This is a genomic window from Candidatus Poriferisocius sp., from assembly GCF_965208355.1.
Taxonomy (GTDB): Bacteria; Actinomycetota; Acidimicrobiia; order Acidimicrobiales; family Bin134; genus Poriferisocius.
The window spans coordinates 2,990,154-3,012,142 of record NZ_CBDBOM010000003.1 but is presented as its reverse complement, the minus strand read 5'-3'; the positions used below and the strand labels follow the sequence as shown (position 1 = coordinate 3,012,142).

General features: G+C 64.3%; 16 protein-coding genes. 8 read left to right on the top strand and 8 right to left on the bottom strand.

Features of this window, described 5'->3' with window-relative positions:
• Positions 1 to 80: 80 nt before the first annotated feature.
• The 3 genes from ACOGXH_RS15280 to ACOGXH_RS15270 are packed head-to-tail and all read right to left on the bottom strand — an operon-like array spanning position 81 to position 6,152.
• The gene (locus ACOGXH_RS15280; RefSeq protein ID WP_419929946.1) at positions 81 to 1,001 is read right to left on the bottom strand and encodes an alpha/beta hydrolase; all 921 of its coding nucleotides are present in this window, start codon (positions 999 to 1,001) and stop codon (positions 81 to 83) included.
• Positions 994 to 3,951, bottom strand: a complete 2,958-nt coding sequence (locus ACOGXH_RS15275; protein ID WP_419929945.1) for an ABC transporter permease subunit — start codon at positions 3,949 to 3,951, stop codon at positions 994 to 996. The genes ACOGXH_RS15280 and ACOGXH_RS15275 overlap by 8 nt, the downstream gene beginning before the upstream one ends.
• Positions 3,951 to 6,152 carry an MFS transporter gene (locus ACOGXH_RS15270; protein ID WP_419929944.1) on the bottom strand — a complete coding sequence of 734 codons (2,202 nt, stop codon included), beginning with the start codon at positions 6,150 to 6,152 and terminating at the stop codon, positions 3,951 to 3,953. The genes ACOGXH_RS15275 and ACOGXH_RS15270 overlap by 1 nt, the downstream gene beginning before the upstream one ends.
• A 336-nt stretch (positions 6,153 to 6,488) precedes the next feature.
• Between ACOGXH_RS15270 and ACOGXH_RS15265 the strand changes: the two genes are divergently transcribed.
• Positions 6,489 to 7,937 carry an ABC transporter substrate-binding protein gene (locus ACOGXH_RS15265; RefSeq protein ID WP_419929943.1) on the top strand — a complete coding sequence of 483 codons (1,449 nt, stop codon included), beginning with the start codon at positions 6,489 to 6,491 and terminating at the stop codon, positions 7,935 to 7,937.
• A 58-nt stretch (positions 7,938 to 7,995) separates the two neighbouring features.
• Positions 7,996 to 8,733 carry an SDR family NAD(P)-dependent oxidoreductase gene (locus ACOGXH_RS15260; RefSeq protein ID WP_419929942.1) on the top strand — a complete coding sequence of 246 codons (738 nt, stop codon included), beginning with the start codon at positions 7,996 to 7,998 and terminating at the stop codon, positions 8,731 to 8,733.
• A gap of 3 nt (positions 8,734 to 8,736) precedes the next feature.
• Here ACOGXH_RS15260 and ACOGXH_RS15255 read toward each other — a convergent pair whose 3' ends face one another.
• Both ACOGXH_RS15255 and ACOGXH_RS15250 read right to left on the bottom strand, forming a co-directional pair.
• Positions 8,737 to 9,414 carry an SDR family NAD(P)-dependent oxidoreductase gene (locus tag ACOGXH_RS15255; protein ID WP_419929941.1) on the bottom strand — a complete coding sequence of 226 codons (678 nt, stop codon included), beginning with the start codon at positions 9,412 to 9,414 and terminating at the stop codon, positions 8,737 to 8,739.
• A gap of 20 nt (positions 9,415 to 9,434) precedes the next feature.
• Positions 9,435 to 11,174 carry an IlvD/Edd family dehydratase gene (locus tag ACOGXH_RS15250; protein WP_419929940.1) on the bottom strand — a complete coding sequence of 580 codons (1,740 nt, stop codon included), beginning with the start codon at positions 11,172 to 11,174 and terminating at the stop codon, positions 9,435 to 9,437.
• 330 nt (positions 11,175 to 11,504) lie between these two features.
• Here ACOGXH_RS15250 and ACOGXH_RS15245 point away from each other — a divergent pair, with 330 nt between their 5' ends.
• The 5 genes from ACOGXH_RS15245 to ACOGXH_RS15225 all read left to right on the top strand — a co-directional run bounded on the left by ACOGXH_RS15245 (position 11,505) and on the right by ACOGXH_RS15225 (position 19,086).
• Positions 11,505 to 12,365, top strand: coding sequence for an SMP-30/gluconolactonase/LRE family protein (locus ACOGXH_RS15245; RefSeq protein ID WP_419929939.1), 861 nt, complete (start codon positions 11,505 to 11,507; stop codon positions 12,363 to 12,365).
• 138 nt (positions 12,366 to 12,503) lie between these two features.
• Positions 12,504 to 14,969, top strand: a complete 2,466-nt coding sequence (locus ACOGXH_RS15240) for a glycoside hydrolase family 2 TIM barrel-domain containing protein (protein ID WP_419929938.1) — start codon at positions 12,504 to 12,506, stop codon at positions 14,967 to 14,969.
• Between the two features lie 8 nt (positions 14,970 to 14,977).
• Positions 14,978 to 15,886, top strand: a complete 909-nt coding sequence (locus tag ACOGXH_RS15235; protein ID WP_419929937.1) for an SDR family oxidoreductase — start codon at positions 14,978 to 14,980, stop codon at positions 15,884 to 15,886.
• 111 nt (positions 15,887 to 15,997) lie between these two features.
• Positions 15,998 to 18,028 (top strand): GMC oxidoreductase, encoded by a 2,031-nt coding sequence (locus ACOGXH_RS15230; protein ID WP_419929936.1) that lies wholly within the window; start codon positions 15,998 to 16,000, stop codon positions 18,026 to 18,028.
• Between the two features lie 197 nt (positions 18,029 to 18,225).
• On the top strand, positions 18,226 to 19,086 hold the full coding sequence (locus ACOGXH_RS15225) for a fumarylacetoacetate hydrolase family protein (RefSeq protein WP_419929935.1): 861 nt from the start codon (positions 18,226 to 18,228) through the stop codon (positions 19,084 to 19,086).
• Positions 19,087 to 19,115: 29 nt separating this feature from the next.
• Here the strand turns inward: ACOGXH_RS15225 and ACOGXH_RS15220 are convergent, their stop codons facing one another.
• The 3 genes from ACOGXH_RS15220 to ACOGXH_RS15210 form a co-directional block, all read right to left on the bottom strand.
• Positions 19,116 to 19,769: a GntR family transcriptional regulator gene (locus ACOGXH_RS15220; RefSeq protein ID WP_419929934.1), complete on the bottom strand. Its 654-nt coding sequence runs from the start codon at positions 19,767 to 19,769 to the stop codon at positions 19,116 to 19,118.
• A 182-nt stretch (positions 19,770 to 19,951) separates the two neighbouring features.
• On the bottom strand, positions 19,952 to 20,374 hold the full coding sequence (locus ACOGXH_RS15215; protein WP_419929933.1) for a nuclear transport factor 2 family protein: 423 nt from the start codon (positions 20,372 to 20,374) through the stop codon (positions 19,952 to 19,954).
• A gap of 6 nt (positions 20,375 to 20,380) precedes the next feature.
• Positions 20,381 to 21,118, bottom strand: coding sequence for a hypothetical protein (locus ACOGXH_RS15210; RefSeq protein WP_419929932.1), 738 nt, complete (start codon positions 21,116 to 21,118; stop codon positions 20,381 to 20,383).
• A gap of 26 nt (positions 21,119 to 21,144) precedes the next feature.
• On the opposite strand from ACOGXH_RS15210, the gene ACOGXH_RS15205 reads away from it, so the two are divergent.
• Positions 21,145 to 21,915, top strand: a complete 771-nt coding sequence (locus ACOGXH_RS15205; RefSeq protein WP_419929931.1) for a DUF1295 domain-containing protein — start codon at positions 21,145 to 21,147, stop codon at positions 21,913 to 21,915.
• Positions 21,916 to 21,989: the final 74 nt, after the last annotated feature.

The window sequence follows — 21,989 nt, the reverse complement described above, 5'->3', positions numbered from 1 at the left end:
CCCCCTAGCCGCGATGCTCGACGACTAAGGCAGGGCGGCATGCAGTATCCGCTCGTGCTGCCGGAACTCGGCGCCGTCGGCTAGCCGGCGAGCGACTCTGCCGCGAAATCGACGGCTGAGGCGATGAACCGCTGGGAAACGGAGGCTTTTGGGACGAGCCTGTGGTATCCGTGCGGCCCTCCTCTTGCGACTTCGAGCGTGACCGGAACGCCAGCCTCTCGCAGGCGGTCGGCGTATTCGAGGTCCTCGTCGTAGAAGAGGTCGACGTCTCCCACCCCGATCCAGGCCGGAGGGAGACCGGCGAGTTGCTCCCGACGAGCAGGGACCGCGAATTCCGGGGCGGTGTCGCCGCCGGGTTCGGTTCCGAGGTAAGACGACCACCCAAAATAGTTAGAGCCGTTGTTCCACCCCCGAGGCTCTCTCCGTCCGATGTCAGGTCTGACCGCGGTCCGGTCATCTAGCATGGGACAAGCAAGGAGCTGACCTCTGATGGTTACGCCCTCATCGTGGAGACGCTGAACGAGCGCGGCTGCGAGCCCGCCGCCAGCGCTCTCTCCTCCGATGACGACCGTATCGGGGTCGAGGCCGTGGCTGGCACCGTGGTCGAGCACCCATCCCATTGCGGCCCTCAAGTCGTCCAGAGCTGAGGGAAATGGGTGCTTGGGAGCGAGACGGTAACCGGCAACAACAACGACGCAGTCGATGCTCCGGCAAAATGCCTCTCCCCAGTAGTCCTCGGTCTTGTTCGATCCCATGATGTAGCCGCCGCCGTGTATCCAGAACACCACGGGGGCGGGAGCTTTGGAATCGGAGCGCCTGTAGATGACCATGGATGTCGAGGCCTCAGGCGTCGCAATCTCGCCGACCATCAGACCATCTGTGTCGGGTTTTGCGGAGGAAAAACCCACCAGCCATTGCAGCAGACGTGTGCTTGTCGGCCCCAGAATCAGTCTGGGCATTCTGCGGAACGTTCTCCTCAATTCGGGGTCGATGTCACTCATTGCCTCCATTCCTTTGTTCTTGAGCGTGAGGCCGCCTCTCTTGATCTCGGGAGCGGGTCAGGCCGTCGCTGATGGCAATGGCCCGCTCGTCGGTGCCGAGGTAGCTGGCGATCACCAGGGGGTCGTTGCGAACCTCGGAGGGGGTTCCCTCGGCGATCACCTTGCCGGCCTCGAGGCAGTACACCCGGTCGCTGATGCTCATGATGAGGGGCATGTCGTGCTCGATGATCAGCATGGCGGCGCCCAGTTCCCGGCGGATGTAGACGATGAGCGGCCCGAACGCCTCGGTCTCCCGCTGGGCCACCCCGGCGGTCGGCTCGTCGAGGCATAGCACCCGGGCGCCGAGGGCCAGCAGCCCGGTGATCTCCACGATGCGCCGGGTGCCGGTCGAGAGGTCGCTGATGTAGGAGTCGCCGTAGCGTCCCAGCCCCAAGAAGTCGATCAACTCGTCGGCCTCAGACCGCCTTCGCCGCTCCAGGGCGAAGGAATGGGGCAAGTGCAGCGCAGTGCTCATGATGGGAGTGCGGCCGCGGGCCTCCAAGGCCACCTGGACTGTTTCCCGCACTGTCAACTCGGGGAACAAAGCGGCGGCTTGGAAGGTGCGGCCAAGTCCGGCTCGAGCCCGCCTGGGGGCAGCAAGACGGCTGATGTCGACGCCGAGCAGCTCCACGTTTCCAGTGGATGGGACGTAGCCGCCCACTGCGTTCATGAAGGTGGACTTGCCTGCGCCGTTGGTGCCGATGAGGCCGACGACCTCGTCCGGGTGGACCAGTATGGTGGCCTCCGACACGGCTTCCACCCCGCCGAATCTCACGCTGATGTCGCGCCCGGCAAGCATGGGGTCGGTGGCGGGACGCGGGTCGCGCGGCCGGGACAGGCTGGTCGGCGAGGATCGGATGGACTTCCCTCCCGGGTCGGGGCCCAGTCGCCGTTCGGCCGCGGCGATGAGAGCGTTTCGGGCGCTGTAGCCGATCTGAACCAACCCGCCGGGGAAGTACATGATCACCAGCAAGAGCCCGACGCTGGACGAGAAGAGCACTACCGTTTGCGAGCTGGTGAACAGGTTGGGCAGCCCGTATACCCAGATCGCCCCCAGAAGCGCGCCGACCGACGAGCCGAGCCCGCCGATCACCACCATCCCGATGATTTCCAGCGAGTTCTCTACTTGGAAGAAGCGCTCGCTCAACGGCACGTTCTGCACCAGTCCGGCTAGCAGGGCCCCGCCGAGTCCGGCAATGCCGCCGGCTAGGGCGAACGAAGACATCTTCGAGCGCACCGGCCCCACTGTGTAGCCTGCCGCGGAGTCGGCGTTGTCGCGCACCGCGATGATGGAGCGGCCGACGCCCGAGCGGCGCAACCGGCTGACGATGATCACCACGATCAGCAAGAAGGCCAGGCATACGTAGTAGTAGGCCTTCTGTGACTTGAGGTCGAGGCCAAACAGCTCGCCCCGGCGGAAAGACACCGACGAAGAGCTGCCTCCGGTGAAGAACGGCCGCCGGTAGAGGTACTGCTGGGCGGCGAGGGCAAACACGAACGTGGTCACGGCCAGATACAGGCCGCGAACCCGCAGGGACCCGACCCCGATTGCTGCGGCTACCAGCGCGGAAAAGAGCGCGGCCAGCGGGATGGCTGCCATGAACGGGATCCCGCCTGCTTCAAATTCGACGTCGAAGAAGTCGTACGACAGGGCGTCGCCCGGCAAGAACCCGGTTCCCACGGTGAAGTCCATGGCCAGCCCTCGTCGGAGGCCGGCAGCGAACAGGGCACCCATGCCGGCGAATGCCATCTGGGCCAAAGAGAGCTGTCCCGACCAGCCGGTGATGATAGTTACCGACAGCCCGCACACCGCGAAGCACAGCACCGTGGCGTATAGGAGCTGGCGGGAAGGCAGGTTGGATATGCCCGGCAGCTGGACCAGCACAATGCCGAGCGCCAGCAGCGCGCCCAGCGCGATCGGGGACAGGTGGCGTAGCCACCACACCTGGCGCAGTCGTTCGGGTACCGGCCGGACCTTGGGCGTGAAGGAAAAGACACCTGTTTCGCGCTGGCTGCGGCTCTGGAAGTAGACGGCCACCAGCGCGCCCAAGAAGATGACGAAGTCGAGGAGCCCGATCTCCAGGTAAAAGTTGAACCGGAGCAGGGCGTCGAGGATGCCGATAGCCATCCCGGCCAGAATCGCCCGGGGAAACGAGACCATTGCGGCCAGCACCGCGGCGACCATCGCCCGGCCCAGGGTTTGCGAACCGAGGTCGGCCAAGCCGGCAATCTGCCCGGTAGATCCGGAGAGCATGATCATCGACGCCGAGGCCAGCAGCCCGGCCATTACCCACACGAACGTGGACACCGTCTTAGGGTTGATGGCCGACAGGCGGGACAGGTTGGGGTTGGAGGCCGACGCGGTCACCGATTTGCCGAACGTCGTGCGGTTCATCAGCCAGCCCAGCAGCAGGGCCAGCAGCGGTACCGCGATGAGGATGGTGAGCTGCGGGCCGCGGACGCGGATTTCGGTGAACCAGACGTCTTCCCAGATCGAACCGGCTACCACAGGGTAGGTGTTGCCGGACACCTCAATTTCGGGGAGCAGCGATATGACGAGTTGGGCTAGCTGGGCGATGCCCACCGTGGCGACCAGCACGATCACTCGGGGCGATCTGAACAGGCGGCGAATCACAGTCAGTTCCGCCGCGGCGGCGAACAGCACGCCCAGCAGCAGCGAGAACGCAAGTGCCAGCCAGAACGGCCAGCCGTAGTTCACCACCAGCAGCGCCATCATCGAGGCGGCGATGATCCCCATATTGCCCACCGCGAAGTTGATGACTCGGGTGGAGCGGTAGATCAGCACAATGCCCATGGCCACCAATCCGGTGACCAGTCCGTTGACCACCCCGTCGAAAACGATCTGTTGGGTGATCCATGTCCCCAGCACTGGGAGGGAGGCGATGCCCATCAGCCGCCCTCGGTGCCCAGGAACACGGCCCGGGCCAAGTCGTCGCGCTCGGCCAGCTCCCGGGCCGGCCCCTCGAAGCGCACTTGGCCCTTTTCCAAGAACACGGCCCGGTCGGCGATGGCCAGCGCCACGTTCAGCGACTGCTCGACGATGATCATGGTCTGGCCCTGCGCTTTGAGCTGCTCGATGCTCTCCAGCAGCGACTGCACCACCACCGGCGCCAGGCCCAGCGACAGCTCGTCGATCATCAGCACTTCGGGCTCGTGCAGCATCACTCTGGCCAATGCCAGCATCTGCTGCTGTCCGCCCGACAGATTGCCGGCCAGCTCCTTGGGGCGTGCAGCCAGGTCGGGGAACATCTCGAAGACCTTCTCGATGCGGCGGTCCCGGTCGTCGGGGTCTTTGCGATACGCGTATGCCCCCATGAGCAGGTTGTCGCGGACCGACAAATCGATCCACACCCCTTCCCCGCCGGGTAGCAAGTGAAGGCCCATGATCGCCCGCTGCTCGGGGGTGGCGAAGGTGATGGTCTGTCCGTGCAAGCGCACCACTCCCCGCTCAGGGGTGACCAGCCCGGTGATCACTTTGAGCGCGGTGGACTTTCCCGCGCCGTTGGTGCCTAGCAAGGCCAGCGTCTCCTGCTTGCGGACTTCGAAACCGAGGTCGAACAGCACCTGCACCTGCCCGTAGCTGAAATCCACTTGGGCCATTTGGATGGCCGGGATGTCGTCAGGATCAGTCTCGGCCCGTCGGCGCTCTTCGGCCTGCTCCTCTTGGAGCTCGCCGACGATCAGCGAGAGGTCTCGGCGTAGCCGGCCGGCACCCCGCAGCACGAAATAGGCGCCGACCGGCATGGCTGACGCGGTGATGATGGTGATGGCGGTCTGCTCGCCAAGCTCGTTCTGGAGGAAGCCGGCGATGATGCTGCCTCCCACGCCGCCGCCCATCACCATGAAGAACGTCAAGAAGGTGGCGCCCATGCCCCTCAGCCGATAGGGGAACACCGCCTGGATGGCGGGCTGCACCATGGAGAATGCCCCCCCCAACAGGGTCGAGTTGATAGCGGCAAACAAGATGAACAGGGCGAGGTTGGGCATGGCGTATTGGATGGGCACGAGCACCCCAATGGGCATCAGCAAGATCCCGATGATCCGCAGCGCCCGGTCGGGGTCTTTGCGGTAAGTGGCGTCAAACCGGCGCCCCACGAGCGGCAAGACCGCCAGCAGCCCTATTCCCGCAGGAGCCGCCGCCAGGCCGCGCTCTAACGCGTTGAGGTCGAATTTCTCTTCCAAAAAAAACGACCCGATCGAACCCGCCGGGAACAGGGCGAAGCCCATTGCCGCGAAGGCGATGGTCAGGTTGCGGATGGTGTCGATGTTCCAGATGCGGGCAAAAGCGGCCTCTACCGAGATGGGCATCTTGTCGTCCTGTTGGAGGCCGGCGCCCAGTACGTGCTTTTGCTCCCACTGGCCGCGGGGCGGCTCCCTCAAGAAGAAGGCGAAGAACGCAAACGCCGCTGTGGGCAATCCGAGAAGGTAGAACGCCCAGCGCCACCCGTCGTCTCCGCCCATCCACACAGCGATGCCTCCGGCGAGGATTGGGCTGACAGAGCCGAAGACGAGTCCTGCCCCGGCGTTGGTGGCGAACATGCGGCCCCGGGTCTGGACCGGGTAGGCGTCGGCCAGCATGCTGGGATGCACAGTGATGGTGTTGGACTTCGAGACTCCGGAGAAGAACCGCATGAAAAAGAACATCAGCGCGTTCACCGCCGCGCCCGACAGGGCGGTGAACGCGGCGAAGGCCCCGCTGGCGATGCCCACTATGGGGCCTCGGCGGAACCGGTCGGCCAGCCACCCCAGCGGCCCTGCGCCGAGCACCAAGAAGAAGAGCGATGCTGTGGTAATGGCGGTCATGGCGCCGTCGCTAACGCCGAAGCTCTCGCCGATGTCAGGGCCCAAGATGGCCAACGAGCTGCTCTCCAGCTCGTCGAGGCTGTTCAGCGCCAGCAACACAAGAAATGTCCGGTAGCCGCCCTTGAGCAGGCCTTCCTTCAGGGTCATTTCCTCCCCGCCCACACCGGGCAGCAAGTCGTCGGGGAACAGCACCTCGGCCTTTTGGGCATCGCGCCGGGCGGCCTCGCCCTCAAGCACCGTCGACGCTAGATCGTCGATGGCCTCGCCTTGAGAACGTTCGTTATCCAACTGCCCCCCTCGACAGGCGCCAGCCCGGCCCGTTTGCGCCAGGATATGGCGGTGGCGTTTGTCGCCGATGTCCGTGTGTGTGCCGAGCGCTTACTCGACGCAGGCCCAAGCGATGTCAAGAAATCGCGGCACCTTGCCAATGGGCCATACTATATTATAATAACTTCGAGTCGCGCTAACCGAAGCGGACGCGCCCGATGACAAAAGCGGCTGACCGGGGCTCAAGCATCCCTCGGATCAAGCACACAGAATCGGAGGAACAACATGGTAACCACAGTGGGGAATTCACAGGCCATGAGGAGGAGATGGTGGTGGCTACTCATCGCGCTGTCTCTCGTGGCCGCAGCATGCGGCGGCAACGACGACGATGCCGGTGCCGACACCGCTGAACCGGTGATCGCCGAAGAGCAGACGGCCGCGCCGGCCGAACAGTCCGCCGAAACGCCGGCGGCCGAACCTGCCGACGAACCTGCCGACGAACCCGCGGACGAACCGGACGACGAACCCGCTAGCCAACCCGGGGAAGCGCCGGCGGCCGAACCTGCGGACGAACCGGCCGAGCCGACGCCCGCCCCGACGCCGGTAGTTCTGACGGCCAGCTATCAGGGGGTGACTGAGTCTGAGATCGCCATTGGCGCGGCCGTTATCGATCTAGAGCAACTCGCGTCGTTTGGCATTGATCTCAGCCCGTTCCCGTTTGAGAACTTCTACCAGGCCTTAGCCGACGATTTGAATCAGCGGGGCGGCATAAACGGCCGCAACGTGGTCGTCCACCTCAGTTTGTTCCTTCCCTTCGGGGAGGCCGACAACGAGCGGGTGTGCACAGAGCTCATGGAGGACAAGAAGGTGTTCGTGGTCACAGGGCAGTTCCTCGAAGACGGCCCCCTGTGCATCACTGAACTGCACGGCCATCCTTATGTGGGACACTTCGGGGAGAACACCGAGCGCCAAGCCCGGTCCAACGGCCTGTTCTTCGCCACAGAGATGAACCAGAACCATATTCGAGTCGCCGCAGTGACCGAGATGATCCGGGCCGGAGACCTCGACGGCTTCAACGTGGGCATCTTCCACGGGCCCCCAACTGAAAAAGAGTACGCGGACGCGGTCGAGCCGCTGCTGGCAGATGCGGGAATAAGCGTCACGGGTGTTTACACATCGGGCCCGTTTCTCAACGACACGTTGGCCGACCAGCAGGCAGGCGACAACGTCGCCAGGCGTATGCAGGCCGATGGAGTGGATCTGATCCTCAATGTTGCCACCGGCGCGTTCGGCATCATCGGGTCGGTGCAGCGCATCGGATGGGAGGTGCCCATTGCCCAAACCAGCGGCCAGGCGTCCGGCCGGCTGACGCTTGCAGATGACCTGTCGCTCAGCGACGAGGTACTGGCCCGCACGTTCGCGGTGACGGTCTACGCTCCCAGCCCGGAGGAACTGCTGGCCGATCCCGGCGTGCAACAGCAGTGCATTGCCGTCTACGAGGAGCGCCATGGCGACGAGCCGCTCGACCTGGCCGACGACGAGGTGGTCGACACTGCTGTGGGCCACTGTGGGGCCTTCGCGCTCACAGTGAAGATCTTGGAGGCGGCAGGCGGCAACATCACACCTGAGACGTTTGTGGCCGCGGCCGAGGGACTCGGAACATTCGACCTCCCCGGCTTAGCCGGGGCGAGCCTATCGCCCAGCAAGCACTCGGTCGGCACGCTGATGCACCGCTACGAGTACTCCCCCGAAGCGAGAACCTGGCTGCCTGTCGGCGACCCCTTTCAATACGTGCACGGCGAATGACCGAGCAACTCGAGCCCTTAGTAGCCCCCAAGACGGGTTCTGACAGGACCTAATAGCCGTGGGTGCCGTCGCGATCACCGGTGCGGCCCGCGGAATCGGGCGGGCCATCGCGCAGCGTTGTGTGGCCGACGGTTGGAGAATTGCAATCCTAGACATCGATTTGAATGCGGCGAATGAAGCCGCAGCCCAACTCGGCTCACCGGCTGTGGCGGTGAGATGCGACGTTGCCGACGAGGCGTCCGTGAAGTCCGCGTTCGAGCAGGCGGTGGATGTTTTGGGTCCGCTTGATGGGTTGGTGAACAACGCGGGCGTCAACGCCTATGGCACGGCGACCACGATGACACGCGCCGAATGGGATGCGACCTTTGCTGTCGATCTCGAAGGGGCCTGGCTCTGCGCTCGGGAGGTGTTGCCGTCGATGATCGAGCGCAGCAGCGGCTCGATTGTGAACATGTCGTCGATCCACGCCCGGCTTACCCAGCCCGGAATGTTCCCCTATGCGGCCGCCAAAGCGGGGCTGCTCGGCCTGACCAGGAGCTTGGCCCTCGACTACGGGCCGATGGGCATACGAGTCAACGCGGTCTCGCCAGGCTGGACCGCTACCAGACTGGCCCTCGAGGGGGCGGCCGCCACCGGCGTCGACATCGAAGCCGTCGCGGCCCGCCATGCGTTGGGAAGGATCGCTCAGCCCGAAGACGTTGCCGCAGTTGTCGCTTTCTTGCTGTCGGATGATTCAGCGGCGATTACCGGCGCTGACATTCCGGTTGATTGCGGCCACTCGATCACATTCGCATAGCGGTCAATAGGTTGCGCGTCCGCCGCTGATGTCATAGACCGCCCCGGTCGAGAATGACACTGCGTCCGAGGCCAAGAACGCGATGAGTTCGGCCACCTCCTCGGGCCGACCGATTCGCTGCATCGGGATGAGCCCGGAGATGTGCGCCAGCACTTCGGGGTCGGTGTCTGAGTTCATGGGGGTGGCGATGACCGCTGGCGCTATCGCATTGACGATGACGCCTGACGTGGCCAGTTCCTTGCCCAACGACTTCGTCAGCGCGATCACTGCTGCCTTCGACGCCGAATAGATCGACAGATTCGGGTTCCCGTCTTTGCCCGCCATGCTGGCAAGGTTCACGATCCGCCCCCAACCCGCCTCGCACATTCCGGGAGCAAAAACACCCACGGTGTTGACCACGCCGACGACGTTGACATCGAAGACCCGGCGCCACTCCTCAGGGGCGGTGTCCAGCAGGGGTTTACCGGGGCCGACGATCCCCGCCGAGTTCACCACCACATCGACCGGACCGATCTTGCGGGCGGCGCGGGCGAGCTGTTCACGGTCGACGACGTCGGCGATGACGTCGGGGGAGCCCGAGAGATCAAGGGTGATGACCTCAAGCCCGTCCTCTCGGAGCTTGGCCGCCGCCGCTGCGCCGATGCCGCTGGAGCCGCCGGTGATGAGGGCTTTGCGTGCCATGCCGTACCTCTCCCTGGTTGTCAGTGCGAGTCGCGGCTCACGTCGGAACCGCTCGCCCCGATCAAGAAGTCGAGGTCGGCTCCGAGATGGGCTTGCAGGACAGAATCAACGTAGAGACGGCTCCAGCCTCGTGCTGGCGCCGCGAGCGCATCGGTGAACGCGGGCGGCGGGCGGCGGTCGGCCAGTTCTGTGCCGGGCACTTCAAGGCACAGCGACCTTGCTGGGACGTCCAAGGCGATGATGTCGCCGTCGCGTACTTTCCCGAGAGGCCCCCCGTCGGCGGCCTCAGGCGACACGTGCAACACGACCGTCCCGTAGGCAGTGCCGCTCATGCGGCCGTCGCAGACGCGCACCATGTCGCGCACGCCGCGCTCTAGCAGCTTCTGCGGCAGGGGCATATTCGACACCTCCGGCATGCCGGGGTAGCCCTTGGGGCCGCAGCCTCGAAGGACGAGAACCGAGCCCTCGTCGACGTCGAGATCCGGGTCGTCGATGCGGGCATGAAAGTCCTCGATGCTGTCGAACACGACGGCACGGCCCCGGTGTTGCAGAAGGTGTGGGGACGCGGCTGACGGTTTGCAGATCGCGCCCTCCGGCGCGAGGTTGCCCCTGAGCACAGCGAGCCCTCCCTCGGCGGCAACGGGATTCTGCAGTGGGCGGATGACCTCTGAGTCCCAGCTCTGGGCGCCGTCGAGATAGTCGACGAGCGGGCGGCCGGTGACGGTGGGAGAGTCGCTGCGGAGCTCGTCGCCGACCTCCTTCAACACGGGCAGGAGTCCGCCCGCCCGGTGAAAGTCCTCCATCAGGAAGCGGCCTGCCGGCAACAGGTCGACTAGGACCGGCACGTTCGAGCCGACGCGGTCGAAGTCGTCGAGGCTCAAATCGACTCCTACCCGGCCAGCGATGGCGAGAAGGTGGATGACCGCGTTAGTCGATCCGCCGATGGCGGCGAGGGCGACGAGCGCGTTGTGGAAGGCGCTCTCCGTGAGTATGCCTCTCGGCCGCCGACCTTGTTCGACCAACTCGACCGCCAGACGGCCGCTGCGCTGTGCCGCCTCCAACAGCCGGCTGTCTGCCGCCGGCGTGCCGGCAACACCCGGGATGGTCATGCCGAGAGCCTCTGCGACCAGCGCCATCGTGGACGCGGTCCCCATGGTGTTGCAGTGTCCCTTGCTCCGGATCATGGAAGACTCCGACGCGTCAAACAGCTCCTGGCTGAGAGTGCCGGCGCGGACCTCTTCGGCCAGACGCCAGGTGTCCGTGCCGCAGCCCAGCGGCACCCCGCGGAACGTGCCGGACAGCATCGGCCCACCAGGCACGAGGATTGCCGGGAGGTCCACTGAAGCTGCGGCCATGAGCAGCGCCGGGATGGTTTTGTCGCAGCCCCCGAGGAGGACCACGCCGTCGATCGGATTGGCACGCAGCATCTCTTCGGCGGCCATCGCAGCCAGATTTCGCCACAGCATCGCCGTTGGCTTGACCTGGGTCTCACCTAACGACAACACCGGAAGGTTCAGGGGCACACCGCCGGATTCCAAGATCCCGGCCCGCACAGAACCGGCGATCTCGTCCAGGTGGACGTTGCAGGGGGTGAGATCCGACGCGGTGTTCGCAATAGCGATCTGCGCCCGCCCGCGCAGGGCATCATCGGGAATACCTCGACGCATCCACGCCCGGTGAATGTAGGCATTCCGGCTGCTGCCCCCATACCACTGATCGCTCCGCAACTCGACCGGCGTTTCAGCCTCAGGTGGCGGCACAATCGCTCCTCTCCACAATCTGTCCCGAAAAGCAGTCGCCGCACGACGATACCAGGCCGAAGATTGGCTGCTGCCTTGACCCTCGAGTGCCCACTGCGACAAGCGTGTCGCGGTCGCCGTCGGGCATGACTTGAATTATAATATAATTTGATAACACCGCGAATGCCTGGGGTAGTCTCGGCCAGAGTCGCCGATCGGCAACGGATCCAAGGAGAAGAATTGCGCCAGATTCGGATCAGCCCAACAGGCAGGAAACTGGCGACCGTCACAGTCGTTGTTTGAAGGACCAGTGTTGTTCACAATGTCCCCCGATTCGGAAGCGATAGCCGCATGAATTCGGAGTGGGAAGTCGTTGTCGATGCGGGCGCTGTCCTAGGGGAGGGGCCTCACTGGGACGGAGAACGGCTCTGGTGGGTCGACATCGACGGCCACCAAATCCATCGCACTGATGTGGGCGACCGCTCCGACGAAGTCATCGACATAGGCGAGAAAGTCAGCTCGGTGATACCGCGAAGCGGCGGCGGGTTCGCGGCCGGCTACAGCGACGGTGTCGGGCTTCACAGCCCGGACGGCCACCACGAAATCCGACTGCTTATAGAAGCCGGCGATGCGCAGTCTCGCATGAATGACGCAAAGTGCGACCCCCGCGGGCGTCTCTACACCGGCACCATGTCGCCGGACGGCGCGAGTTCGGCCTTGTACCGAATCGACCATGACCTGGGCATCACCACCGTGGTTGACGGGGTGGGAATCTCCAACGGCATCGGCTGGAGCCCTGAAGGGACGCGGATGTACTACATAGACACCCCGGTTCTGCGCTTGGACGTGTTCGACTACGACCTGCTGCGAGGACAATGCGAAAACCGAAGGCCCCTCGTCGATTTTGCCAGTCAGACCGGGGCCCCAGACGGGCTGGCCGTCGACGCCGAAGGCTGCATTTGGGTAGCGCTGTGGCAGGGCTGGGCCGTTCAGCGGTACGACCCCGAGGGCGAGCTAATGCGACAAGTCTCCCTGCCCGTGTCCAAGGCCACGAGTTGCGCCTTCGGCGGCCCGGATCTCGACCGGCTCTTCGTGACCTCCGCGTCGGTCGAACTCAACGACGCGGAGCGCGCCGATCAGCCCCTCGCCGGAGCCCTCTTCGAAATCGGCCCGGGTTGCCGAGGCCAAATCGGAGTGCCGTTCGATGGGTAGAGCACCCGCTCAGCTCGAATGCTCCCGCTTGAGCGGAGCCGATCTCCTTGGTCGGTTCCCCCCGGCGGTCGGTCCTGACCCGCACCCGCACATTTCGACCACCTTGCACAAGACTCGAAGCAGAAAGGCAGCAATGAGATGTTGACTCATTGGAACCATGGCTGGACGGCCAGCACCCGATGGACATTCGCGGGCAAGAGCCCAGACGGGGCCGAAGTTCGACTGCCCCACGATCCCGTCATCTCCCTGGAGCGAGACCCCGAGGGTTCACCGTCGACCGGTTACTTTCCCGGCGGCGCATGGCAGTACGAGAAGACGTTCGAGGCGCCCGAAGAATGGAGAGACAAGAGGGTCACGGCATTCTTCGAGGGCGTCTACCGCAGCGCTTCGGTGTTCATCAACGGGGACTTCGTCACGAACCGCCCCTACGGCTACTCCGAATTCACCGCAGAGCTCGACCCCTACTTGAACTACGGAGGCGAGAACACCATCCGCGTCGAAGCCCGCTCCCACGACGACTCCCGGTGGTACTCAGGCGCCGGGATCTACCGCCACGTATGGCTCCACGTGGCCGATCTAGTTGACATCTCGCTCGACGGCGTGTCTGTGGCCACCTCGGAATTCGAAGCAGACACGGTAATGGCGACCGTTGAGACCGAGGTGCGGAATGCGACGCACAGCCTGCAAACCCCTCGAGTGAGTCATGAGATCATCGGCCCCGACGGACAGGTGGCTGCCACGGGCTCTGCGCCGATCTCGCTTCGGCCCGGGGAAACGGGGACGTGCCGCCAGCGAATCCTGATCACCGGTCCCCGACGCTGGGATCTCGATGCCCCCAATCTCTACGAATGCCGGACCCGCCTCTCCCTCGAGACCGGCGAGGAAACCGACCCTGATGCCACGGTCTGCTTCGGCATTCGAACGCTCGCACTCGACCCGACCCACGGCCTGAGACTGAACGGCAATGCCGTCAATCTCCGCGGCGCGTGCGTCCACCACGACAATGGGCCGCTCGGCGCCGCCACGATCGACCGGGCCGACGAGCGCCGGGTCGAGCTGCTCAAACAAGCGGGGTTCAACGCCATCCGCAGCGCTCATCAGCCGATGAGCCGGGCCATGCTCGACGCCTGCGATCGAATCGGCATGCTGGTGATGGACGAGACCTTCGACAGCTGGACGTGGGCGAAGTCGAGCTATGACTACGCGCTTCACTTCCCCGACTGGTGGCGCGCCGACCTCGAATCGATGGTCCGCAAGGACCGGAATCACCCAAGCGTCGTCATGTACAGCATCGGCAATGAGATCCCCGATGTCGGCAGCTCGGCCGGATCGATCCGCGCCCGCGAGATGGCCGAGGTGCTGCGGTCGAAGGACCCGACGCGCTACGTGGTGAACTGCACCCAACCCCTGCTGGCCATCCCCAAGTTTGCGGACATGTTCAGGGACATGGTGACCGATCGCCAAGAAGAATTAGAAGAAGAGTCGCTAGACGGCAACGTGAACGATTGGATCACTACGTTGCGGGAGATGCTCGACCCGATCCTGACCTCCGATCACGTGGGGGACGTCCTCGAGGAGTCGCTGGCCGTCCTCGACGTCGCGGGGTACAACTACACCGAAGTCCGATACGAGCTCGACGGCGAGAAGTACCCCAATCGGGTCATCGTCGGATCCGAGACCTCCCACGACGGAACCGCGACGAACTGGGCCACCGTGGAGCGGCTTCCCCACCTGATCGGGGACTTCTGCTGGACCGGATGGGACTACCTAGGTGAATCTGGCGTCGGGCGGGTGCAGTACGCAACCGGCGACGACGATTTCGGCGACCCGCTCGGCATCACCGGCCCGTACCCGTGGGTGCTCGCCCACGCCGGAGACATCGACATCACCGGCCACCGACGCCCGGCCTCCTACTTCCGCGAGATCGTTTTCGGGCTCCGCTCCGAGCCCTACATCGCCGTCCTGCGCGCCGATAAGCGCGACGCCGACATCGCCTACCAGGGCTCATGGTCCTTCAACGACGTGCTAGCCAGCTGGCACTGGCCCGGGTTCGAAGGCCAGACGGTCACAGTCGAGGTGTACTCAGCTGCCGACGAAGTCGAGCTCCTGGTCAACGGCGAGTCCCTCGGGCGGCAGCCCTGCGGCTGGTCGAACGGATTCACAGCCAGATACGACGCCGAATTCTCGCCCGGCGAGCTGGTCGCAATCAGCTATGCCGACGGCGCCGAAGTCGCCCGCAGCGCGCTGCGGTCGCCGACCGGGGACGTGCAGCTCCAGCTTTGCGCCGACCGCCCGACGATCCGGGCTGACGACACCGACCTGGCATATGTCGCGATCGAGCTCGTCGACGGCGCCGGCACTGTCTTCTCAGGAGTCGACCGGCAAGTCTCGGTGTCCGTAGAAGGCCCCGGCATACTGCAAGCTCTCGGCAGCGCCGACCCGACCTCGCTCGAGTCGTTTACCGGCGACCAGCGCCGCACCTACGACGGGAGGGCCCTCGCCATCATCCGGCCAACAGGACCGGGCCAGATCGCCGTCTCCGCCCGAGCCGACGAATGCGAGGATGCAACCGCAACTGTGGAAGCGGTCGGCTCGAATGAATAGCACCGCCAGTGGCTGAAACCCGCCCGGCTGGTACGGCTATGCCATTCGACATGGCCTGGGACATCGCCGACAAGGTCGTCCTCATTACCGGCGGCACAACCGGCATCGGACGCGCCACAGTGGAAGCCCTCGCGGCCCGGGGCGCTCATGTCGTCTTCACCGCACGCGACGCTGCCCTCGGCCGAACTGTCATCGATGAAGTCACGGCAACAACCCGCAACCCGTCGATCGAGCAGCGCCAGCTCAACCTTGACGACCTCGGAGCGGTTCGGAGCTTCGCATCAAACTTCATCGCCGACCACCCGGCCCTGCATGTGCTCATCAACAATTCTGCCGTGATGCTCCGAGAAAGACGCAGCACCGTCGACGGACACGAGCTCACATTCGGCGTCAACCATCTCGGCCACTTCCAGCTCGTCCGCTCGCTGCTGCCTCTGATCCAAGCGTCAGCCCCTGCCCGGATCTTGAACGTGGCCTCCGACGCCCACAAATGGGTGCGAGGAATGGACTTCGCCGATCTCAGCGCAAAAAGCGGCCGCTACGGGGCTCGGCGCGGCCGAAAGGCCTACGCCGCATCGAAGCTCGCAAACATGCTATTCACCCGAGAGCTGGCCAAGCGCCTCGACCCGGCCGCGGTGACCGCGAATAGCCTCCACCCCGGCGCGGTCCGCACGAGGCTCGGTCGCGACACCGAAGCCACGCAAATGGGCGAGTTCTTCTGGACTGTCATCGGAATGTTCTTCACGACCCCCCAAAAGGGGGCGCAAACCACGCTGTGGGCGGCGACAAGCCCAGAGTTGTCCCTAGTAAGCGGGCAGTACTTCGCAAAGTCCAAGATCGCGACACCGAACAAGAACGCATGCGACGACAACGCTGCCGCGAGGCTATGGGAAATCTCCGAGAGCCTCACGGCATGAGAACCCCGGCTAGATCAGCTCGCGCCAGAACACCTGCTTGCAGTGCCAGCCCATGGCGGCGAGCCGGCGACAGCGTTGAACCTTGCGGCCCGAACCTGTGAGCATCGTCTCGTGGAAGAATTAGCGGCTTCCCAACGTGCCCCGCTGACCCTGGCAGACCGGGCGAGGCTCCAGAAATGGATCGAGGAAATCATTCCACCCGAAGTCGATCACCGCGGGGGCTGGCTGGACGGTGTGGAGTCCTATCTCGACACCGAGTGGGATGGCCTCCTCACATGGGCGCAGGCGCCGGTCCGCGCCGCACTCGCCATGGACTCCGACACCTCGGAATCGGTTGCCGCGCTCGCCGACGAGCTTCTCGGCACTCTGATCCGCGTCGCCCACGAGGGCTTCTACGGCGCACCCCATCTCACAGACCCGCCAGGCTGGCGAACAGTCGGGTACTCGCCCCTGCCAGAGGGCGTGGTTCCCCTCGAACCCGATCCGCTGCCCGAAATCGCCTTGGGCGGCGCCGCAGAGCACTACGACACCATCGTCATCGGGGCGGGCACCGGAGGGGGCGTCGTCGCCGGGGTGCTCGCCGATGCCGGAGAACGCGTGCTGCTCGTCGAGCGCTCCCGCCAGCACCGAAGCGACGAACTGCGAAACGACCACCTCCGAGGCAAACGCGCCGCAATATATGCGCCCACAGCTGGCCCTGAGAACCCCGCTGATGAGCCCCGGGTGCAAGTCGACATTGGCGGCCGCGAATCAACGCTGTATGCCGACGATATGGGCTGGGGCCTGAACGCGATGACGGTAGGGGGCGGCACCCGGCTTTGGCAGGGCCAGGCCTGGAGATTCCTGCCTGAGGATTTCCGCATGGCGAGCGTCTACGGCGTGCCCGAAGGGTCGACGCTTGTCGACTGGCCAATTGGCTACGACGACATGGAGCCTTGGTACGAAGCAGCCGAACACCAGATCGGCGTGTGCGGCGACGCGGCCTTCCTTCGGAACTATCGTCCCCAGGCAAGCGACTTCCCGATGCCGCCGATGCCCAAAGACCTACGCGCCCACGCCTTGCAACGCGCCGCTGACGAGCTGGGGTGGCGCAGCGGGCCCCTTTCTTTCGCCATCAATACCCGCGCCCGCCACGGACGCCTGGCCTGTGTGAGGTGCTCACAGTGCTGCGGACACTCGTGCCCGGTCGACGCTAAAGCTGGCAGCCACAACACAGTGCTTCGCCGCGCCATGTCGCGCTCCTCGAACCGCATCGACCTTCTGCCCGCAGCACGCGCGCTGCAGATCACCGCACGGGGGCCTCGGGTGACCGGCGTTGCCATTGCCGCCGGAGACTCGACCCGGACGATCAGCGCCACACGAGTGGTTGTGAGTGCTGGCGCTGCTGAGACGCCCCGACTCCTGCTGTGGTCGGGGATTGGCAACGACCACGTCGGCCGCCACCTCCAAGGCCACACTTACGCGATTGTGTACGGGACACATCCCGACGGATTCGATCCCTGGACAGGGCCGGGGCACTCGTGGTCGACGCTGGACTTCAACCACCACAACCCAGACGTGATCGGAGGCGGCGTGATCCACGACAGCAACCAGAACCTGCCGATCTCGGCCGCTGGCACGTTCCCGGCAATGTCGGGCCTACCGCTCTACGGGCAAGAGCACAGCAACTTCATGCGAAACGACTTCGCCCGGGTGGTGACGATGATGGGCTGCGGCCAGCAGATCCCCAGCCAGACCGCACGAGTCACTTTGGACCCCACAGTGCGAGACAGCCACGGGGTACCCGTGGTGCGGTTCTCAGGAGGGGCACACCCCGCCGACGGCCCGATGCACGAATACCTGTCGGATCGTTGCACTGACTGGCTCGAAGCGATGGGATGTACCAGCATCATCGACCTCGGCGCTTACCTGCGTCAGTACTTCGCCCAGTTCGCGTCCTCCGGCGAGCACGGTGCCGGAACCTGCCGCATGGGCGACGACCCCGCCGAAAGCGCAACCGACCGGTTCGGCCGCGTCCACGGGACAGACAACGTCTTCGTCGCCGACGCGTCCCTACACCCCACCAACGCCGGTCTCAACCCGGGCCTGACAGTGCTGGCCAACGCATTCCGAATCGCCAACCACCTAGCAACAACCAGCTAACCGACCTTCCCACAAACACACCGGGTACCACTACGCGACGACCTGCTGTAGACGGCACGATACAGCCGATTCTCGACAAATAATATAATATAAGCTGCTCGGCTGACGCAGGTGGTAGTGCCCGGTCTCTGTCACAGAGCAAGTGACCCGACTGGGTTCTTGCCGTCAAGTTCAAGGCAGGTCGAGAAGGAACATCCGTGAAATTGATTCGAGTCGGTCCTGAGGGCCACGAGCGTCCCGCTGTTTTGGACCCCGTTGAAGGGTCGGCGTTGAGCGCTAGGTCCGTTACCGCGGACTATGACACCGAATTCTTCCGCAATGACGGTATCGACCGCCTGAGGGAGGCACTCGACGCTGGCAGCCTCCAGCCGCTCCAATCGAACATCTCGCGCCTCGGCCCCCCTATCAAGCGGCCCGGCAAGATCATCGGCATAGGGCTGAACTACCGAGGTCACGCCGCGGAATCGAACATGCCGATCCCCGATGAGCCAATTCTCTTTATGAAGGCACCCAACACCGTCATCGGGCCATTTGACAAAGTGCGAATTCCGCCCGGATCAACCAAGACTGACTGGGAAGTCGAGCTCGGCGTCATTATTGGCCGGCAGGCAAGCTACTTGCGGACTCCGATGGAAGCGCTCTCGCACGTCGCTGGGTACGCCGTTTCCAACGATCTCTCGGAACGGGAGTATCAGCTGGAACGCGATGGCCAGTGGGACAAGGGAAAGTCCTGCGACACTTTCAACCCCCTTGGGCCATGGCTCGTGACGAGCGACGAGATTCCCGACCCGCAAACGCTGAACTTGTGGCTCAACATCGACGATGTCAATGAACAAGCTGGCCACACCTCCGATATGATCTTCTCCGTCGAGCACATCGTTTGGTTCGTGAGCCAGTTCATGGTTCTTGAACCGGGCGACCTGATCAACACCGGAACGCCCTCGGGGGTTGGACTCAGCAAGACTCCCCCTCAGTACCTTCAGCCTGGCCAGGAAATGCATCTCGGAATCGACGGGCTGGGCGAGCAGAGAACGCAAACGATCGCCACGCCTAGCTAACGGCGCTGTGGTGTGCCTGTGCGGCACCTCTATGAGGCTGCTGCCACCTCGTCGCGGTCCTTAACGCTGGCCGCCTCGACAGCGCCCCGAATCAACTCAGCCGTGGATGCCAGATGGCTGCGCAGGGCTTCGGCTGCAGCAGAATGATCGCCATCGCGAAGGCACTCCACTATCAACCTGTGCTCGTCACTGGCGGCATCATGTCGGTAGTGAAGCGACAGCCGCTGATATCGAGCGGAGTGCAGCCAAAGCTGCTCGATCAGTTTCAGTCGCCGTGGTGAATCAGCCATTTCATAAATCGCAAAGTGAAAGTCGCGGTTGAGGGCGACAACTTCCGCGTGGTCGCCCCGGGCATAGCACTCCTGGGCTGCACCGAGATTGTCGAAGAGCATGTCGATCTTTTTTTCGTCGAAACCCGACGCTCGGCGCACCGCTTCGCATTCGAGTTCCGTTCGGATGCTGTATAAGTCATCGAGGTCTGCCACGGACATCGACGAAACCCACGCACCCCGGTTGTGGAACACCGTGACGAAGCCTTCGGACTCGAGAATTCGAAACGCTTCGCGCACGGGAATGAAGCTCGTACCGCACCTCTCAGCGATCAGCTTCGGTTGCAGCTTCGACTCTGGCTGATAGGTGCCGTCGATAATGCCCTCGCGGAGGTGGCGCACCACAAGCTCCACTGTGCTATCGGGGTCATGCATCGGATTGAACCATCGTTGGCGAGATCGGCAACAAAATATTATTTCATTTGGTTAGGAACTTTCATGGTTTGGCTTACAGGTGATGCCGTTACCCCCGGCGATGCCCCCTAATCGTTGGCAGCAACTCGGGGCCGCATCCTATGACGGAGGGATCGAAGCGGTCAGAGGCCGAAGCCGGTGAAGTCGCCGGACATGTCGGGTGGGCCGTAGTAGATGCGGTTGAGGGCCCGGCGGGCGAATCTCCACTGGCCGTCTTCGAGGCAGTACTCGTCGTCGTAGTAGCCGTACATGGTCATGGGGTCTTCGCCTGGTCGCTTGAAGTGCTCGATCACATACCAGCGCCCGGTGCCGGTGCCCGTGTCTTCGTCGAGGTCGGCCCAGCCGTTGAGGTAGGCGTGGATCACCCCGTCGAGGCGGGCCAGCATGCCCTGCCAACTAGACGAGATCTCGTCCCGACCGGTCCTTGTCATCGGGCCCATCTCCCACACCGCGTTGGTGGCCCAGGTTGACGCCCACTGCTCGGCGTCGAATCGGCACACTCCGTCGGAATAGCGGGCCAGCAGGGTTCGGATCTCGTCTGACATGGCGGCTCAGGCTAGCGGCGTGTAGCGCCAGGCAATGATCTCGTCGTAGTCCATCGAGCCGTCGGGGAAGACGGTGAAGTTCTTTCGCTGCTCCTCTAGCGCTGGTTTGGCTTCGGCGTACCGCGTGCCCACCTCGTACACAACGAGGTGCTGAAACGGCATCCCGTTGGTACCGACTTCGCCGTGATCGACGGCCCACTGGGGGGTGAGAACGTTGGCGGTGGCCCAGTAGCGCCGCCCGGTGAGGAAGCCCGGAGTCGCCATTACTTCCCGATAGTGGATGGTGTACCAGTGCTCGAACCACTCAAGGTTGCCCTTGGTGGGATTGGCCAGCGAGATCCCCAGATGGTCAACCTCAGTGGGTTTGGCCGTGCCGATCTGGGCACCGGCCTGGGTGAAGGCCCACATGGCCACGGTGTCGTGGTCCAAGCTGTCGCCGGGCCGAATGGAGTAGTCGCTCTTGGTCGTGATCGCCTGGACAGCCGCGGCCAGGTCGCCCTCGATCTCATAGATGGCCAAATACTCAAACGGCATCGGCAGATCGCGGCGGTCGGCGTGGTTGCGCATCCACTCGGGCGTCAGCACGTCGGCATCGGGGCTCATCCGGAAGCGCCGCCCGCTGACCACCCCGTGGCATGACGCAACCTCGTGGAGATGAACGTCGTACCACCGGCGGTACTGGTCCTCTTGGCCGATAACCGGGTTGGTGAAAACCAGCATCACATGGCGGTCGGCGGGGTCCACGAACCACCACGGTACGCTGATCGCCGATGGTCTTGTGGGTAGCGGCCGTGGTGATCGCCGGGATGATGCTGACGGTGTGGGCCATCAGCGTGGCGGTTCGAGACGCCGGCATCGTCGACATCCTGTGGGGCTTCGGCTTCGTGGTGGTGGCTTGGTTGAGCTGGCTGGTCACCGATGGACACGACGTGCGAGCCGCGCTGTTGGTGTTCATGGCCACCGCCTGGGGGCTGCGCCTGGCCATCCACCTGGCGTTTCGCAACATCGGCCAGGAGGAGGACTTCCGCTACCAATCCATGCGCCGCCGGGCCGGGGACCGATTCTGGATCACCAGCCTGGTGCGGGTGTTCGGGTTGCAAGCCGCGGCCATGTGGGTGATGTCGCTTCCCCTCATGTTCGGCATAAGCGACGCCGATCGCGGGTTGACCCCTTTGTGGGTGATTGGGACTGCGGTGTTCCTGGTCGGATTCGGGTTCGAGGCGGTCTCCGACTGGCAGCTCACCCGGTTCAAGGCCGACTCGGCCAACGCCGGCACAGTGATGAATCGGGGCCTGTGGCGCTACAGCCGCCATCCCAACTACTTCGGCGATGCCACGGCGTGGTGGGGGATTGGCCTGGTCGCCGCCTCAACTCCGATCGGGATCGTGGGACTGATCGCCCCGGCGCTCATCACCTGGATCCTGGTCAAGGTGTCCGGGGTGCCCATGGTGGAACACCGAATGAAGCGGAAGCGCCCCGGCTACGACGAGTACATCCAGCGAACCAGCGCGTTCTTGCCTCGCCGGCCAAAGTCGCTCTAAGCCGGGAACTTGATTGGCAGTTGCTTCGTCTCATTTGGTGAGGTCGAGCCAAGAGACATCGACCCACCCGTAGA